17 protein-coding genes are annotated in these 13,892 nt (G+C 64.8%); 3 read left to right on the top strand and 14 right to left on the bottom strand.

Annotated elements, in window-relative coordinates:
* Nucleotides 1-79 precede the first annotated feature (79 nt).
* The 7 genes from BM190_RS13155 to uvrC form a co-directional block, all read right to left on the bottom strand.
* A complete protein-coding gene (locus BM190_RS13155) occupies nucleotides 80-1,210 on the bottom strand; it encodes a YihY/virulence factor BrkB family protein (RefSeq protein WP_092255120.1) in 1,131 nt (376 codons plus the stop codon).
* On the bottom strand, nucleotides 1,211-1,798 hold the full coding sequence (locus BM190_RS13150; protein WP_092255116.1) for a phage holin family protein: 588 nt from the start codon (nucleotides 1,796-1,798) through the stop codon (nucleotides 1,211-1,213).
* Nucleotides 1,799-1,890: 92 nt separating this feature from the next.
* Entirely contained in the window at nucleotides 1,891-2,850 is a 960-nt protein-coding gene (gene prmB / locus BM190_RS13145; RefSeq protein ID WP_018318357.1) for a 50S ribosomal protein L3 N(5)-glutamine methyltransferase, read from the bottom strand.
* Complete coding sequence (locus tag BM190_RS13140) at nucleotides 2,850-3,332, bottom strand: molybdenum cofactor biosynthesis protein MoaE (protein ID WP_092255112.1); 483 nt, start codon at nucleotides 3,330-3,332, stop codon at nucleotides 2,850-2,852. Before BM190_RS13140 ends, prmB begins: the two co-directional genes overlap by 1 nt.
* 3 nt (nucleotides 3,333-3,335) lie before the next feature.
* Entirely contained in the window at nucleotides 3,336-3,587 is a 252-nt protein-coding gene (gene moaD, locus BM190_RS13135; RefSeq protein WP_018318355.1) for a molybdopterin converting factor subunit 1, read from the bottom strand.
* Nucleotides 3,584-4,201, bottom strand: a complete 618-nt coding sequence (gene pgsA, locus BM190_RS13130; protein WP_018318354.1) for a CDP-diacylglycerol--glycerol-3-phosphate 3-phosphatidyltransferase — start codon at nucleotides 4,199-4,201, stop codon at nucleotides 3,584-3,586. The genes moaD and pgsA overlap by 4 nt, the downstream gene beginning before the upstream one ends.
* 97 nt (nucleotides 4,202-4,298) lie before the next feature.
* Nucleotides 4,299-6,353 (bottom strand): excinuclease ABC subunit UvrC, encoded by a 2,055-nt coding sequence (gene uvrC, locus BM190_RS13125; RefSeq protein ID WP_092255109.1) that lies wholly within the window; start codon nucleotides 6,351-6,353, stop codon nucleotides 4,299-4,301.
* A 250-nt stretch (nucleotides 6,354-6,603) separates the two neighbouring features.
* Between uvrC and BM190_RS13120 the strand changes: the two genes are divergently transcribed.
* Nucleotides 6,604-7,227 carry an outer membrane protein gene (locus BM190_RS13120; RefSeq protein WP_020508683.1) on the top strand — a complete coding sequence of 208 codons (624 nt, stop codon included), beginning with the start codon at nucleotides 6,604-6,606 and terminating at the stop codon, nucleotides 7,225-7,227.
* Nucleotides 7,228-7,338: 111 nt separating this feature from the next.
* Here BM190_RS13120 and BM190_RS13115 read toward each other — a convergent pair whose 3' ends face one another.
* From BM190_RS13115 to BM190_RS13100, 4 genes are all read right to left on the bottom strand, one after another.
* Complete coding sequence (locus BM190_RS13115) at nucleotides 7,339-7,554, bottom strand: cold-shock protein (protein ID WP_008544396.1); 216 nt, start codon at nucleotides 7,552-7,554, stop codon at nucleotides 7,339-7,341.
* 264 nt (nucleotides 7,555-7,818) lie between these two features.
* The gene (locus BM190_RS13110) at nucleotides 7,819-8,679 is read right to left on the bottom strand and encodes a 23S rRNA (adenine(2030)-N(6))-methyltransferase RlmJ (protein WP_092255106.1); all 861 of its coding nucleotides are present in this window, start codon (nucleotides 8,677-8,679) and stop codon (nucleotides 7,819-7,821) included.
* A gap of 177 nt (nucleotides 8,680-8,856) precedes the next feature.
* Nucleotides 8,857-9,549, bottom strand: a complete 693-nt coding sequence (locus BM190_RS13105; RefSeq protein WP_092255103.1) for a ribonuclease T2 family protein — start codon at nucleotides 9,547-9,549, stop codon at nucleotides 8,857-8,859.
* Between the two features lie 118 nt (nucleotides 9,550-9,667).
* Nucleotides 9,668-10,129, bottom strand: coding sequence for a hypothetical protein (locus BM190_RS13100; protein ID WP_092255100.1), 462 nt, complete (start codon nucleotides 10,127-10,129; stop codon nucleotides 9,668-9,670).
* A 184-nt stretch (nucleotides 10,130-10,313) separates the two neighbouring features.
* Here BM190_RS13100 and BM190_RS13095 point away from each other — a divergent pair, with 184 nt between their 5' ends.
* On the top strand, nucleotides 10,314-10,613 hold the full coding sequence (locus BM190_RS13095; protein ID WP_038947472.1) for a hypothetical protein: 300 nt from the start codon (nucleotides 10,314-10,316) through the stop codon (nucleotides 10,611-10,613).
* A 45-nt stretch (nucleotides 10,614-10,658) separates the two neighbouring features.
* Entirely contained in the window at nucleotides 10,659-11,189 is a 531-nt protein-coding gene (locus BM190_RS13090) for a DUF3617 domain-containing protein (protein ID WP_092255097.1), read from the top strand.
* Between the two features lie 11 nt (nucleotides 11,190-11,200).
* On the opposite strand, the gene BM190_RS13085 is transcribed toward BM190_RS13090, so the two are convergent.
* From BM190_RS13085 to BM190_RS13075, 3 genes are read right to left on the bottom strand one after another with little or no spacing between them, the layout of a single operon-like run.
* Nucleotides 11,201-12,589 (bottom strand): ATP-binding protein, encoded by a 1,389-nt coding sequence (locus tag BM190_RS13085; RefSeq protein WP_018318346.1) that lies wholly within the window; start codon nucleotides 12,587-12,589, stop codon nucleotides 11,201-11,203.
* A gap of 18 nt (nucleotides 12,590-12,607) precedes the next feature.
* The gene (locus BM190_RS13080; RefSeq protein WP_018318345.1) at nucleotides 12,608-13,339 is read right to left on the bottom strand and encodes a response regulator; all 732 of its coding nucleotides are present in this window, start codon (nucleotides 13,337-13,339) and stop codon (nucleotides 12,608-12,610) included.
* Complete coding sequence (locus BM190_RS13075; RefSeq protein WP_028140157.1) at nucleotides 13,336-13,878, bottom strand: MarR family winged helix-turn-helix transcriptional regulator; 543 nt, start codon at nucleotides 13,876-13,878, stop codon at nucleotides 13,336-13,338. The genes BM190_RS13080 and BM190_RS13075 overlap by 4 nt, the downstream gene beginning before the upstream one ends.
* Nucleotides 13,879-13,892 lie beyond the last annotated feature (14 nt).

The following is a 13,892-nucleotide window of genomic DNA, read 5'->3' as shown; positions in this document are numbered from 1 at the left end:
ACGCCTCATGCTCCCCCAAGCTGCATGAGCTTATCATCATTGTTGATTCGAGGGGATAGCGGCTCGTTCCCGGGCGCGGTCAGGCTGGCGCGGCGGCTCCCACCGTGTCGGCCGAGACGGCGTCGCGGGTGCCGAGCGGCTTGGGTGGCCCCGCGGTCGTGTCCTTCAGCGTCTGCCGTTCGAGCTCCGAATTCAGCTCGGCGCCGAACATGATGACGATCGCCGACATCCACATCCAGGTCATCAGGCCGATTGCCGCGCCGAGCGAGCCGTAGGTCGCATTGTAATTGGCGAATTCCGAGAGATACCAGGACAGCAGCGCCGAGCCGGCGATCCAGAGGATGGCGGCGATCACCGCGCCGAGGCTCAGCCATTGCCAGCGCGGCGCATCGCGGCTGGGCGCGAAGCGGTAGAGGATCGCAAGCGCTACCAGCAGGATGAGGAACATGAGCGGCCATCGTGCCAGCGCCACGATCAGCTTGCTTTCGGGCGCCATGCCGAGATGATTGAGCGCCAGCGGAAAGGCAACGACAACCCCCACCATCACCAGCAGTGCCACGATGCCGCCGACCGTGAAGGCCAGCGAGACCATGTTGAGCCGGATAAAGCTGCGCTTCTCGCGTTCCTCATAGGCCACATTGAGGGCATCGAAGATCGCCTTGACCCCCGCATTGGCGCTCCAGATTGCCAGCAGAAGGCCGAGCAGGAACGTGGCACCGAGCGTGGTATTGCCATGCGAGACCACGCGCGCCACCTGGTCCTCGACGATCTGAAACGAGCCCTCGGGCAGCATCGTTGCAAGCGTCTGCAGATTGGCGCTGATTGTCGCGGGATCGGCGAACAGGCCGTAAGACGAGACCACCGCCGTGACCGCCGGGAAGACCGCGAGCAGCCCGAAGAACACGACGCCGCCCGCGGTCGCCAGCAGGCGATCCTCATCGATGCGCTGATAGGTCCGCCAGAAGATATCCTTCCAGCCCTTCCAGGGGATCTCAAACGGGCTCTTGGCGCGGCGGCCATGGCCGGGCTGCACGGCCGCGCGCGCGGGATGCGTTTCCGGTGAATTCGCCTCGCCTTTGCGATGGTCTTGCGGTGGCCCCGATGGGACCAGGTCCCTGTCCTGAAAGTAGCGCTCCGCCGTCAGCACGAAGACGGCCGTCGCCGCCACCAGCAGCCAGGAGTCGATCTGTTCGGAGCGCCGCACCAGCATTTAAGCGTCCAATCTCCGGCCGTGACGCCGGCGGCGCGCTGCCGTGAACCCTGCCAACCCAATCGCGGCGAGCATCAAGCCAAGCTGCACGGGTCGGTTGGTGCGAACGGGCCGGGCTCTTGCGCCATGGCGGCGCTCGCCTGGTGCGAGCGGCGCAAGGGGAATCGTGGTCGCAACCTCCTTCACGGCCTCCTTGACCGTTCCGCGCGGGATCCGCGGGGTCGCGATCGCAACGCGCAACCGGCTGGCCAGCGGCACGATCGGCTTGGCTTTGCGCTTCATCTGCGCCATTGCCACGCCCGCGCAGACCGCCGCCAGCACCAGCAGCACGCCGCCGACGGCACCGAAACCCCAGAACTGCCCGTAGTTGATGGCGACCCAGCGGTACAGGGCGATCAGCCCGACGAAGAATGCCGCGATCACGAACAGGCCCGCGACCGCAAACAGCCCGCCGGCCACGGCGTAAGACGTCACCTTGCCGGTCGCCTGGCTGGTCTGGTCACGCAGATAGGATTGAGCGGCGCGTTTGACGTGGTTGAGCTTCAGCGCCATGCCGGCGCGCAGCAATTCGCCCGATGGCGCGAGCATACGGACATCCTCCGAGAGCGAGAAAATTCGTTCGGGGGATGAACGTGGCGGAATTTGACTTGTTCCGACGGAGCTCCGTCCGTCGTGGTGAATCAGGCGAGATCGGCGGCCGCGATCCAGAACACCTCGCCCTCGGAGTCTTCGGTGTCGAGCCAGAGCAGCGGCAGTTCCGGAAAGGCCTCGTCGACCAATTCGCGGCCGCGGCCGATCTCGCAGATCAGTCCGCCGTCCGGGGTGAGATGATCGGGCGCCTCAGCCAGGATGCGGCGGACCACGTCGAGGCCGTCGGCGCCACCGTCGAAGGCGAGCTTGGGTTCGGCCCGGCACTCAGGCGGCAGTGCGGCCATGCCTTCTGCGTCGACATAGGGCGGGTTGGTGATGATCAGGTCGTAACGCGCATCGCCGAGCGGAGCGAACAGATCGCCGCGATACAGGCTGATCCGGTCCTCGAGCCCGTATTCGCCGACATTTCGCGTGGCGACCTCGAACGCTCCCTTCGAGATATCGACGGCATCGACGGCGGCGTTCGGGAAATGCTGCGCGGCGAGGATGGCGAGGCATCCCGATCCCGTGCAGAGATCGAGCACGCGCTCTACGCCCGTAGGGTCGTCGATCAGCGATCCGGCCTCGCCGTCGCCGCCAAAATGCGAATCCAGCAGTTCGCCGATGAAGGAGCGCGGAACGATGACGCGCTCGTCGACATAGAAGGGCAGGCCACGCATGTAGATCTTGTTGACGAGATAGGCGGCCGGTTTGCGCGTGGTCACGCGCTGGTGGATCAGATCGAGCACGGTCTTGCCCTCGGCGGCCGTGACGCGCGCGTTGGCAAAGCTTTCGAGCTGTTCGGGATGCAGATGCAGCGCCTCGCAGACCAGGAAGGCGGCTTCGGCGACCGGATCGGTCGTGCCATGAGCAAAGGCGAGTTTTGCTTCAACGAAGCGGCTCACCGCGTAGCGGACATAGTCGAGCAGCGTGAGAAGCTCGCCGCGTCCGACTGTCGCGAGCTTCGGCGCGGCGCGGCTGCGCGCGGTCTTTTTGGATGCTCTTGCCATCAGGATTTGGTCCAGCGTGCGGCGGCCTCGTCGTCACGGGCGTGGGCCTCGACCCAGCCGGTGCCGGTGGCGCTCTCTTCCTTCTTCCAGAACGGGGCGCTGGTCTTGAGGTAGTCCATCAGGAACTCGGCGGCATGGAATGCGGCCTGGCGGTGCTGCGAGGCGGTCAGCACCAGCACGATGTTCTGGCCCGGCATGAAGCGGCCGACGCGATGGATCACGGTGACGCCGTTCAGCGGCCAGCGCGAGGTCGCCTCGTCGGCATGGCGCATGATCTCTTCCTCGGCCATGCCAGGATAGTGCTCGAGCGTGAGCGCGGCGACCTTGGCGCTGTCATCGTCCGCGCGGCAGATGCCGGAGAAGCTCACGACCGCGCCGATGTCGGTCCGGCTCTTGGTCAGGACCGCGATCTCGCGCGCGATGTCGAAATCGTCTTCCTGAATACGGATGGTGACAGGGCAGCTGGCGGCTGGGGAAGACATGGCCTAACCGCCGGTCATCGGCGGGAAAAACGCGATCTCGCGGGCGCCCGCGATCGCGGCATCCGATTTGACATGAGCGTGGTCGATCGCGGTGCGGATCACCTTCGGCTTCTCGAACGCGTAGGCATAGGCCTCGCTCTGGCCGGACAGCCAGGCGATCAACTCCTCGACGGTGCGCACGGTCGCCGGCGGCTCGATGGTCTCCTCCGCCTTGCCGACGCGCTCGCGCACCCAGGCGAAATACTTCACCTTCATCCCTCGTCCTCCTTGATGAGGTGATGGATGCCGGCGCGGAAATAATCGTAGCCGGTATAGATGGTCACGATCGCCGAGGCCCACAGCAGCGCGAGGCCAATCATCGAGACGACGGGCACCACCTCGTCGCCGGCCGGTCCTGCGAGCAGGAAGCCGATCGCGACGAGCTGGACCGTGGTCTTCCACTTCGCAAGCTTGGTCACGGGCACGCTGACCCGGAGCGCGGCGAGGTATTCGCGCAGGCCCGAGACCAGGATCTCGCGGCACAGGATCACGATGGCGGCCCACAGCGACCAGCCATGGATGATGCCGTCGGCGGCCAGCATCAGCAGGCACGAGGCGACCAATAGCTTGTCGGCGATCGGGTCGAGCATCCGGCCGAACGCCGATTGCTGATTCCAGATCCGCGCGTAATAGCCGTCGAGGTAATCGGTGACCGCGGCCGCGATGAAGAGGGCGACCGCCACCCAGCGCAGCCAGAGCGGCTGATCCAGAATCGACTGCGCATAGATGCATCCGACGACGACCGGGATCGCGGCGATCCGGCCATAGGTCAGGATGTTGGGGAGGGACATCGCGCGGCTGGTCGTCCCTCGTGTGGTGGCGATGTTCATCCGTCCTACCAATACCGCTGCTGCCTGAACGTCAACCGTCCCGCACCCCAAATGAGGTGCGGACACGACGATCATATGACTGCGGTCCCCCTTTAATTCATCCCGGCTGGGGATGGAAATACTCGAAAATCCTGCGCGCACTCTCGGCACTGACCCCCGGAACCTTGCCGAGATCGGCGATCGAGGCCCGTTCGATCTCCTTCAGGGTTCCGAAATGATGCAGCAAGGCACGTTTGCGTGACGGGCCGATGCCCGGAATCTCCTGCAAACCGGCCTCGCGGATGTCCTTCTTGCGCAGCTTGCGGTGGGAGCCGATGACGAAGCGGTGGGCCTCGTCGCGCAGCCGCTGGATGAAATAGAGCACGGGATCGCGCGGCTCCAGCTTGATCGCCTCGCGCTCGGGCATGAACAGGGTCTCGCGTCCGGCATCCCGGTCCGGCCCCTTGGCGACCGACATCAGCGACACCTGGGTCAGGCCGAGATTGGCGAAGATCTCGCGAACGGCGTTGAGCTGGCCGCGGCCGCCGTCGATGATGACGAGATCAGGCCATTGCGGGAAGTCGTCGTCCTTGGCTTTGGTCGCACCCTCCTCGGGCGGGTTGATCAGGCGCTTGAAGCGCCGCTCCAGCACCTCGCGCATCATGGCGAAGTCGTCGCCCGGCGTGATCCCTTCCGACTTGATGTTGAACTTGCGGTACTGGTTCTTCACGAAACCGTCGGGGCCGGCGACGATCATGGCGCCGACCGCATTGGTGCCCTGGATGTGGCTGTTGTCGTAGACCTCGATGCGCTTGGGCGAATGGGGCAGGCTCAGCGTCGTGGCGATGGCATCGAGCAGGCGGCTTTGCGTGGCGGTGTCCGCGAGCTTGCGGCCGAGGGCTTCGCGCGCATTGGTCAACGCGTGGGCGACGAGTTCCTTTTTCTCGCCGCGCTTGGGCGCGGTGACCTCGACCTTGTGGCCGGCCTTGATCGACAGCGCATTGGCGAGCAGCTCGCTTTCCTCGATCTCGTGCGAGAGCAGGATGTTCCTCGGCGGCGGCTTGTCGTCGTAGAACTGGGCGAGGAAGGAGCCGAGCACCTCTTCCGGGGTGTACGTCTTCTCCGCGCGCGGAAAATAGGCCCGGTTGCCCCAGTTCTGGCCGGTGCGGAAGAAGAACACCTCGACGCAGGAGAAGCCGCCCTCCTGATGGATGGCGAACACGTCGGCCTCCTCCACCGTGCGCGGATTGATGCCCTGCTGCGACTGGATCGCCGACAGCGCGGCGAGGCGGTCGCGGTAGAGCGCGGCGCGCTCGAACTCGAGCTCACCGGACGCCTTCTCCATCTCGCCTGCAAGCTCCTGCTTCACCGCATGGCTCTTGCCGGACAGGAAGTCACTCGCCTCGCGCACCAGGGTGGTATAGCCGCCGAAGTCGATCTCTCGGGTGCAGGGGCCGGCGCAGCGGCGGATCTGGTAGAGCAGGCAGGGCCGGCTGCGGCTCTCGAAGAAGGAATCGGTGCAGGAGCGGATCAGGAAGGCGCGCTGCAGCGCCGTGATGGTGCGGTTGACTGCGCCGGCGGAGGCGAAGGGCCCGAAATAGCGCCCCGGCCGGCTCTGCGCGCCGCGATGTTTCAGGATCTGCGGCGCCCAATGGTCGCCGGTGATCAGGATGTAGGGAAACGATTTGTCGTCGCGCAGCTGCACGTTGAAGCGCGGCCGCAGCTGCTTGATGAGGTTGGCTTCCAGCAGCAGCGCCTCGGTCTCGGTGTTGGTCGAGACGATCTCCACGGTCACCGTGGCCGCGATCATGCGCAGGATGCGGGCCGGCTGCGGTGCATTCTGGCGCGCATAGTTGGAAAGGCGCTTTTTGACGTTCTTGGCCTTGCCGACATAGAGCACGTCGGCATTCGCATTGAGCATGCGATAGACGCCGGGCGAGGTCGGGGCGAGCCGGACCGCGCGTTCGATCGCCTCATGGCCAGTCGCCAGCGGTCCTTCGCCGACGGCGCCGCTCTCTTCCAGGATATCGGGCAGCCGCGCATCGTCCTCGTCATCGCCGCCGCTGGTGGCGGGATCGAGGTCCGGAGGCGTTTCGGCTGGGACGTCCGGCACGGCGCCACGCACGGGTTTGCGCGCGCGGTCTTCCGGATTGTCGGTGGAATCGTGAACCATGGAGCGAATTTAGGCGCTGGGGGTGCCGATTTGAAGTTCCGGCCGTGCGGCACGCACAGGATGGCGGCGCAGTTCCCGGTAACGCTTGCTTAAGCCTGTTAACAGCGCGGTAACCCAGCTTAACAGCCCTTTAACTTAAAACTCTCGATAAATCTTACGCGAAAAAGTGGTGGTTCCGTAACCATGCGTTTTGCCTCGCGCGGCGGCGCGGGGGCCGCACCGGTGACGGCAGTTGCGTTGGAGTTAAGTGATGAAGAGGCTCGTTGTGGGCGCAGCCGCGTTGGTTGCCGCCGGCTGGACAGCTTCGGCGGAGGCCGCCGACATGACTTACGGTCAGCGCGCACCCTATACCGTCAACCAGCCGCTCAACGCATATAGCTGGGCAGGCCCGTATCTCGGCGGCAACATCGGCTATGAATGGGGCTCGGTGGACAACAACCCCTCGAAGCCGTCGGGCTTCGTCGGCGGCGTGCAGGCCGGCTACAACTTCCAGAATGGCCCCTTTGTGTTCGGCGTCGAGGGCGACATCCAGGCCGCGGGTGCCGACGACACCTTCGCGCCGTGGAAATTCTCCAATCCGTGGTTCGGCACCCTGCGCGGCCGCGCCGGCTATGCCTTCAGCAACGTGCTGTTCTATGGCACCGCCGGCCTCGCCTTCGGCGAGCTGCGTGCGCAGACCTTCGGCTGGACGGAATCGCACACCACCGCCGGCTGGACCATCGGCGCCGGTGCGGAAGTCGGTCTGGCCCCGAACTGGAGCGCCAAGCTGGAATATCTCTACATCGATCTGTCAACGACACAGTTCGCAATTACAGGGGTGTCAAACGGCTATAGCGCCAGCGTTGTGCGCGCAGGCGTGAACTATCGCTTCTGATAGCTGAAGAAAAAAATACCGGACCACAACCTCCCGGCCGCTCGCGGCCGGGATTTTTTTGCCAAGTATTTTTGCGCCAAGTATTGCGCCGAATGTTGTGCGTCAGGCCCGCTAGGAGAGGATGACCAGATTGACCGCCTTCGGTCCCTTCCCCTTCTTGTCGGGTTCGACTTCGAAAGTAATACGCTGTCCTTCCGCAAGGTCCTTCAGTCCGGCCCGCTCCACAGCAGTAATATGTACGAAGACGTCGCGGCCGCCGTCGTCAGGCTTGATGAAACCGTAGCCGCGTTCGCCGTTGAAAAACTTGACCGTTCCCGTCATGGCCATCGGGAAACTCCCCCTCATTGCTCCTCCGCCGCGACGCAGACTCACGTCACGACATGACGGGGCACTACGGAGCCCGGGAGCTGGCCATCCTTGGGCGGACTTCAACGGTCCGGCCGGATCTTTCTTAGGCCTTCACTCCGCCGCAACCATTCGCGGAAGCGGAACGTAAAGCCAGTCACGGAAACAGCATAATACGGTTCTCTGCAGATTGACTACCGCTCCTGCATATTTTTCCCAAGAATGCCGGAGTGTTACGGGCTGGCTTTAAGGCTTGGGCACCTCCAATCGGAATCTGGCAGCACCACCTTGGCCGAGCGGCATTTCCAGCTCGGGCAGGATCGTCTTGAGCTCGCCCTGCAGCGTGTAGGGCGGATTGACGATCAGGAGCCCGGTGGAGGCGAGAGCTCCGCCATCGAGCTGAGGCGCGACGCTGAATTCGAGGCGCAGACAATTTCCCGGCGGTTTTGCTGCAGATGCGAGCCGCGCCACCGTTTGAACCAGTGTGTCGGTGGCGCGCCGAATCTTGGCCGGATACCAAATGACATAGATGCCGGTTGGCCATTTCGCGAAGGCGGTGGAGAAGGCTTCGCCCAGCCGCTCGAACTCGTCCTTGGCCTCGAAGGGCGGATCGATCAGCACGAGGCCGCGCCGCTCCTTCGGCGGCACGAAAGCCGGCAGCGCCATCCAGCCGTCGAGGTCGACCACGCGGGCCTGTTCGTCGCGGCGCAGCACGTCGATCAGCGCTTTTCGCGCCTTCGGCTCGAGCTCGCATGCGATGAGCCGATCTTGCGGCCGGAGCAGGCCGCGCGCAATCAAGGGCGAGCCTGGATAGGCCTTGAGCTCACCCTTGGGATTGAAGGCGCGGACGATATCGAGATAGGGTTGTACCAGCGCGAGGGTCTCGTTCGAGAGGCGCGCCTGCATCAGCCGCGCGATGCCGGTCAGCCATTCGCCGCCCCGGCGCGCCTCGTCGCTGTCGAGATCGTAGAGGCCGGCGCCGGCATGGGTGTCGATGACGCGGAACGCCCCCGGCTTGTCCTGCAGATAGGTGATGATGCGCGCCAGCACGATGTGCTTGATGACATCGGCGAAGTTGCCGGCGTGGAAGGCGTGGCGGTAATTCATGGCGAAGAGTTACGACATCACGCGCCGAAAGTAACTGCTGTCATTTCGGGCGGTGCATGGCACCGAGCGCGGAATCCATTTCGCCACGGCGCATGCTGCTGGATGGATTCTCAGATGCGCAAATGCGCATCATCGTTCGCGCTCCGCGCGCGCCCCCGGAATGACGGCGAACAAATCCTATCCGCCCCTGATCGGCGGCATCGTCACCTGATCGCGGCGGCAGGTGCGGCGTTCGATCTCGTCGCAAGCGCGGAATTGCAGGTCCTTGCTGAGGCAGATACGGACCTCGGACAGCCGCGTCCGGTTGCAGGTGACCGAGACGGCGGCATTGCTCAGCCCCGGATTGGCCTTGATGAAGGCTTCCTCGACTTCCGCCGGTGCCACGGTCTTGGCCTGCGACAAATCGAGATATTCGGCCGGGATCTTGATCGCAGCGCGCGCCTTGCGGATCGTCTCGAAATAGCTGCGGCCCTCGAGGCCCGAGCAGGTGCCGTGCTTGTCCCATTCGTTGAAGATCAGGCCCGGCGCCGGCATCAGATCAAGCATCGAGGAGACGATGCTGCGGTTCAGCCGCGGTGCGGGCCGCTGGCAATATTCCGGGAAGCCGTTCTCATATTGTGGCCACAGCCCATGCACCACGAAAGCGTAGGGCCGACCGCTGCACTGGATCTGCGAGCGGCCGCCACGCTCGGCGGCCTCCTCGCAGAACGAGGGCGACCACGACAGCGACAGCACATAGAAGTCGAATTCGCCGGGCGCGTTCTGCCGCTTGTCCTGGGCGTTCGCGCCACCGGCCAACAAGGCCAGTCCGGCGGCAAGGGTCAGGGAGATCACGAGACGGGAGAACGGATGCAATCTGGAATGAAACATGGCGACGCCCCTCAACTAGACTGTGCAAGGAAGCCTAGCAGGCGATAGGAACATTTCAAGAACAAAATTCGGGGCGGCCGCCGTTCGGCGCCTCGAGCGACCAATCAGGGCTTCCCAATCAGGGCTTGGCGGCGCGGCAGGCCGGATTGTAGGCCCAGTTGCGGTCGAGCCCGACCACGCACCACTCGACGCCGTTGCCATAGCCTGCGAAGCCGCCATCCTCGATGATCGAGAAGTGCACCTTGCGCACCTTGCCGTCATTGAGCATGGCCTCGCCGGTGCAATAGCGGCGGGGAATATTGTCGGACTGCCAGGGCCGGAATGCGGTCTCGCGAACGGCGGCGAAGCTGGTGATCCTCAACGAGGAATTCCAGAACGTGCTTTCCTTTTCCCAGAACTGGGTGGCGATGGTCGGCAGCGCCCGGTCGCAATCGGCGACGGCGCCGTCATAGCGCGGGCCGCTCAGCCAGAAGTTCAGCTCCAGCGGATTGGCGGCCCTGGCCTCACCGAGCGACATCGCTCCGAACATGAGGCCGAGCACGGCGGCATAGCGGAGCAATTTCAGGAAGGAAACGCGCATGGTCAATCCGGACAGCTAAGGTCTTGCGAAGGTTGGACGGTGCCGCGAAGGCCGGGGGAGGTCAAGTGCAGCGCGGCAACACTTCGCCAGGAGTTGACCACAACTTCGTGGTTGGCAGGCTTGGGTTCTTTCCACTTCCCTCCCGGCACCGTAAACTGCCCGCCAGCCAATTGGAGTGACGGGAATGCGAATCATTGCGGCCGCGGGTCTTCTCGCCAGCCTGGTTGTCTCGGGTATGATGGCGAGCCAGTCGGCGCGCGCTGACTATGTGCCGCCGTTCAAGGGCAATGACACCGGCGGCATCATCGCCTATTCAATGGCCACCCAGGTCGATGCGCGCCAGGCGGCGGTAGATCACTGCGCGCGCTACGGCAAGGTCGTGAAATTCCTGGCGGTGCAGGCCTATGAGGGCGGTTACATCTCGTTCTCCTGCCGCTGGGTGCCTTATGGCGCCGCCGACCAGCCGATCCGCACGCTCTATTGAGGCGTTGTCGTAACGCCGCACTCTCTCAGCCGGGAGCCTTTTCACATGACGCGCAAACTCGCTTTGCTCGGCTCGGCCCTTTGCCTCGTGGTTTCGGCAGGCGGTGCCTTTGCCGACGACCTGCCGGTGCGCAAGGCCGGTCTTTGGGAGATGAAGCTGGTCACATCAGGCTCGCCCGTGCCCGAGATGACCATGCAGCACTGCACCGACGAGACCGTCGACAAGGAGATGAGCAACAACGTCTCCCCGATGGCCAAGCAGATCTGCGCCAAGCAGGAGATCAAGAAGACCGCGACCGGCTATGTCAGCGATTCCGAATGCAGCGTCGCCGGCGTCAGCACGACCTCGCATGCCGAGATCACCGGCGATTTCAACTCGGCCTATACGGTGAAGACCTCCTCGCACGCACAAGGCGGTGTCGCCGGCGCTGCGGGGCGCGATACCACCATGACGCTGCAAGCCAAATGGCTCGGGTCCTGCAAGCCGGACCAGAAGCCCGGCGACATCGTGATGCCCGGCGGCTTCAAGATGAACGTGCGCGACATGGACAAGCTGAAGGCGCTGCTGCCGAAGTAGGGCTACGGCGGCTACACCGGTATCCTGACGCTCGCCCTTAGTCCCCCCATCGGGCTGTCGCCAAGCGTAATGTCGCCGCCATGCGAGCGGGCGATGTCGCGGGCGATGGCAAGGCCGAGGCCGGTGCCGCCTTCATCCTGGTTGCGGGCGTTGTCCAGCCGCAGGAACGGCTTGAACACCTCTTCGCGCAAATGCGCGGGTATGCCAGGTCCGTCGTCGTCGATCGTCACGGTCAAATAACGGTGATCGCGCTGGCCGGTGATGGCGATGGCCTTGCCGTAGCGCGCCGCGTTGGTGACGAGATTGGCGAGGCAGCGCTTGAACGAGGCCGGCTTCACCGTCACCACGGGCAGGCCATGGAAGGCGACGGTCGCGGTATGGCCGTGGCGCTCGGCATCGCTGCGCAGCTCCTCGAGCGCCTGCGCCATGTCGGTCGGCTGCGACTGCTCACCGGAATCGCCGCGGGCGAAGGCGAGGTAATCTTCCAGCATCATCGACATTTCGTCGACGTCCTTGCGCATGCCCTCGAGCTCGGGGCTGTCGCCGATCAGCGCCAGCTCCAGCTTGAAGCGGGTCAGGATGGTGCGCAGATCGTGACTGACGCCGGCGAGCATCGCGGTGCGCTGCTCCATGGTGCGCTCGATGCGCGATTTCATCTCGAGGAAGGCGACCGCTGCGCGCCGCACCTCGCGCGCGCCCCTTGGGCGGAAGTTCGGCGCCTCGCGGCCCTTGCCGAAGCTTTCGGCAGCGTCAGCGAGGCGCAGGATCGGCTTGATCTGGTTGCGCAGGAACAGCACGGCGACGATCAGCAGGATCGACGACGTGCCGACCATCCAGAACAGGAAGATCTCCGAGTTGGAGGCATAGGCGGCGCTGCGCTGCGCGAACACGCGCATCACGGCGTCGTCGAGCTGGATGCGGATCTCGACGAGATTGGAGCGGCCGACCGTGTCGATCCAGAACGAGCGCCCGATCTGGCGGCCGAGCTGCACGGACAGCGTCTGGTCGAGCAGCGAGAAGAACGGCTTTGGTCCCGGCGGCGGCATGTCGCCGGCGGGCAGGAAGTCGACCACGAGGCCGAGGCGCTGCTGCGCGATGCGGCGGATCTGGTCGCGATCCTTATCTTGCGGATAACCCTTGTAGACGTCGATCAGCGCGGCGATGTCCTGCACCACGGCGGCCGACAGTCGGCGCGTCACCGTGTTCCAGTGCCGCTCCATGAACACGAAGGCGACGACCGATTGCAGCACCACCATCGGCACGATCATGATGAGGAGCGCGCGGGCGTAGAGGCCGGTCGGCATCCAGCCCTTGAACGCGTTGCCCATCCAGCCATTGGCGGCGGAAACGCGGCCGGCGGCGCTTCGGAGCAGCGTCAGGCCGGTATCGATCGTGCTCATCGCTCGCGCTTCACTGATTTATGGCGAGGCTACCAGCCGGTAGCCGATGCCGCGCACCGCCTGGAGGAACAGCGGATTGGCGGGGTCGGTCTCGATCTTGCGCCTGAGGCGGTTGATCTGCACGTCGACGGCGCGCTCGTTGACGCTGCCGTTGCCGGTCAGCGCGCTGCGCGGCACGGTCTCGCCCGGCGTCTCCGAGAGAATGCGCAGCATCTCGCGCTCGCGGTCGGTGAGGTGGATGACCTCCTCGCCCTGGCGCAGCTCGCCGCGATCGAGATGATAGACGTAGGGACCGAACGCGATCTTCTCCACCGCCGTGGCTTGCGGCGGCGGAGCGGCGCGCTTGAGGATGTTGTTGATGCGCAGCGCCAGCTCGCGCGGCTCGAACGGTTTCGCCACGTAATCGTCGGCGCCGATCTGCAGGCCCTCGATGCGCGCTTCCGCCTCGTGTCGTGCCGTCAGCATCACGATCGGCACCGAGGAGGATGTCCGGATGAAGCGGGCCAGATCGAAGCCGGTCTCGCCGGGCATCATGACGTCGAGGATCAAGAGGTCGAAATGCAGGCCCTGCAGTTTCGAGCGTGCATCGCCGGCACTCGCGGCGGTGGTGACGCGGTAGCCCTCGGCGGCGAGGAAGCGCGAGAGCAGATCGCGGATGCGGCGGTCGTCGTCGACGAGCAGCAGATGCGGCGCGTCATCGGCCGGGCGTGCCGGCGGGCGGGCGAGAGTGGCAGCGAGCGTCACGGTCACTCCTTGGCGTCGTGGTTGACGGAAGCGAAGATCGTCTCGAGCACCTTGTCCGGATCGTCGCGATCGATCATCGCGCGCAGGAAGCGCTTGACCGTCTCGGCATCCTGCGGACCCATTTCGGCGAGCGCCTTGGTGATCCGCGTGGTCTGCAGACCGGCGAGCTTCTGCACCAGCGCCTCGCCCTTCGGCGTCGCGTAGAGCAGGCGCTGGCGGCGGTCATTGTCGCCGGTCTTCTGCACGATGTAGCCCTCGTCCAGCAGCTGCTTGAGCACGCGGCCGAGCGACTGCTTGGTGATGCGCAGGACGTCGAGCAGATCGGCGACCTTGAGACCGGGATAGCGGTAGACGAAGTGCATGACCCGGTGATGGGCCCGGCCGAAGCCAAAAGCCTCCAGCTCCTGGTCGGGGTCGCCGACGAAGTCGCGATAGGCGAAGAACAGTAGCTCGATGATATCCCAGCGCAAATTGCCTCCGTCGTCTGCGGCCGGCTTGGGCTCGGCGGCGTCGTGAGAGGAAGTCGCGAAATTTATGTCAGGCATATTGACGTATCTTG

Source organism: Bradyrhizobium sp. Rc3b (genome assembly GCF_900114915.1).
GTDB lineage: Bacteria > Pseudomonadota > Alphaproteobacteria > Rhizobiales > Xanthobacteraceae > Bradyrhizobium.
This window is presented reverse-complemented; position numbering and strand designations above follow the sequence as displayed.

Excerpts from the sequence above, each read along its gene's own strand:
- moaD (WP_018318355.1), bottom strand. The coding sequence starts at position 3,587 with ATGAAGGTGAAGTATTTCGCCTGGGTGCGCGAGCGCGTCGGCAAGGCG.
- prmB (WP_018318357.1), bottom strand. The coding sequence starts at position 2,850 with ATGGCAAGAGCATCCAAAAAGACCGCGCGCAGCCGCGCCGCGCCGAAG.
- pgsA (WP_018318354.1), bottom strand. The coding sequence starts at position 4,201 with ATGAACATCGCCACCACACGAGGGACGACCAGCCGCGCGATGTCCCTC.
- BM190_RS13155 (WP_092255120.1), bottom strand. The coding sequence starts at position 1,210 with ATGCTGGTGCGGCGCTCCGAACAGATCGACTCCTGGCTGCTGGTGGCG.
- BM190_RS13090 (WP_092255097.1), top strand. The coding sequence starts at position 10,659 with ATGACGCGCAAACTCGCTTTGCTCGGCTCGGCCCTTTGCCTCGTGGTT.
- BM190_RS13140 (WP_092255112.1), bottom strand. The coding sequence starts at position 3,332 with ATGTCTTCCCCAGCCGCCAGCTGCCCTGTCACCATCCGTATTCAGGAA.
- BM190_RS13110 (WP_092255106.1), bottom strand. The coding sequence starts at position 8,679 with ATGAATTACCGCCACGCCTTCCACGCCGGCAACTTCGCCGATGTCATC.
- BM190_RS13105 (WP_092255103.1), bottom strand. The coding sequence starts at position 9,549 with ATGTTTCATTCCAGATTGCATCCGTTCTCCCGTCTCGTGATCTCCCTG.
- BM190_RS13075 (WP_028140157.1), bottom strand. The coding sequence starts at position 13,878 with ATGCCTGACATAAATTTCGCGACTTCCTCTCACGACGCCGCCGAGCCC.
- uvrC (WP_092255109.1), bottom strand. The coding sequence starts at position 6,353 with ATGGTTCACGATTCCACCGACAATCCGGAAGACCGCGCGCGCAAACCC.
- BM190_RS13100 (WP_092255100.1), bottom strand. The coding sequence starts at position 10,129 with ATGCGCGTTTCCTTCCTGAAATTGCTCCGCTATGCCGCCGTGCTCGGC.
- BM190_RS13150 (WP_092255116.1), bottom strand. The coding sequence starts at position 1,798 with ATGCTCGCGCCATCGGGCGAATTGCTGCGCGCCGGCATGGCGCTGAAG.
- BM190_RS13120 (WP_020508683.1), top strand. The coding sequence starts at position 6,604 with ATGAAGAGGCTCGTTGTGGGCGCAGCCGCGTTGGTTGCCGCCGGCTGG.
- BM190_RS13095 (WP_038947472.1), top strand. The coding sequence starts at position 10,314 with ATGCGAATCATTGCGGCCGCGGGTCTTCTCGCCAGCCTGGTTGTCTCG.
- BM190_RS13085 (WP_018318346.1), bottom strand. The coding sequence starts at position 12,589 with ATGAGCACGATCGATACCGGCCTGACGCTGCTCCGAAGCGCCGCCGGC.
- BM190_RS13115 (WP_008544396.1), bottom strand. The coding sequence starts at position 7,554 with ATGGCCATGACGGGAACGGTCAAGTTTTTCAACGGCGAACGCGGCTAC.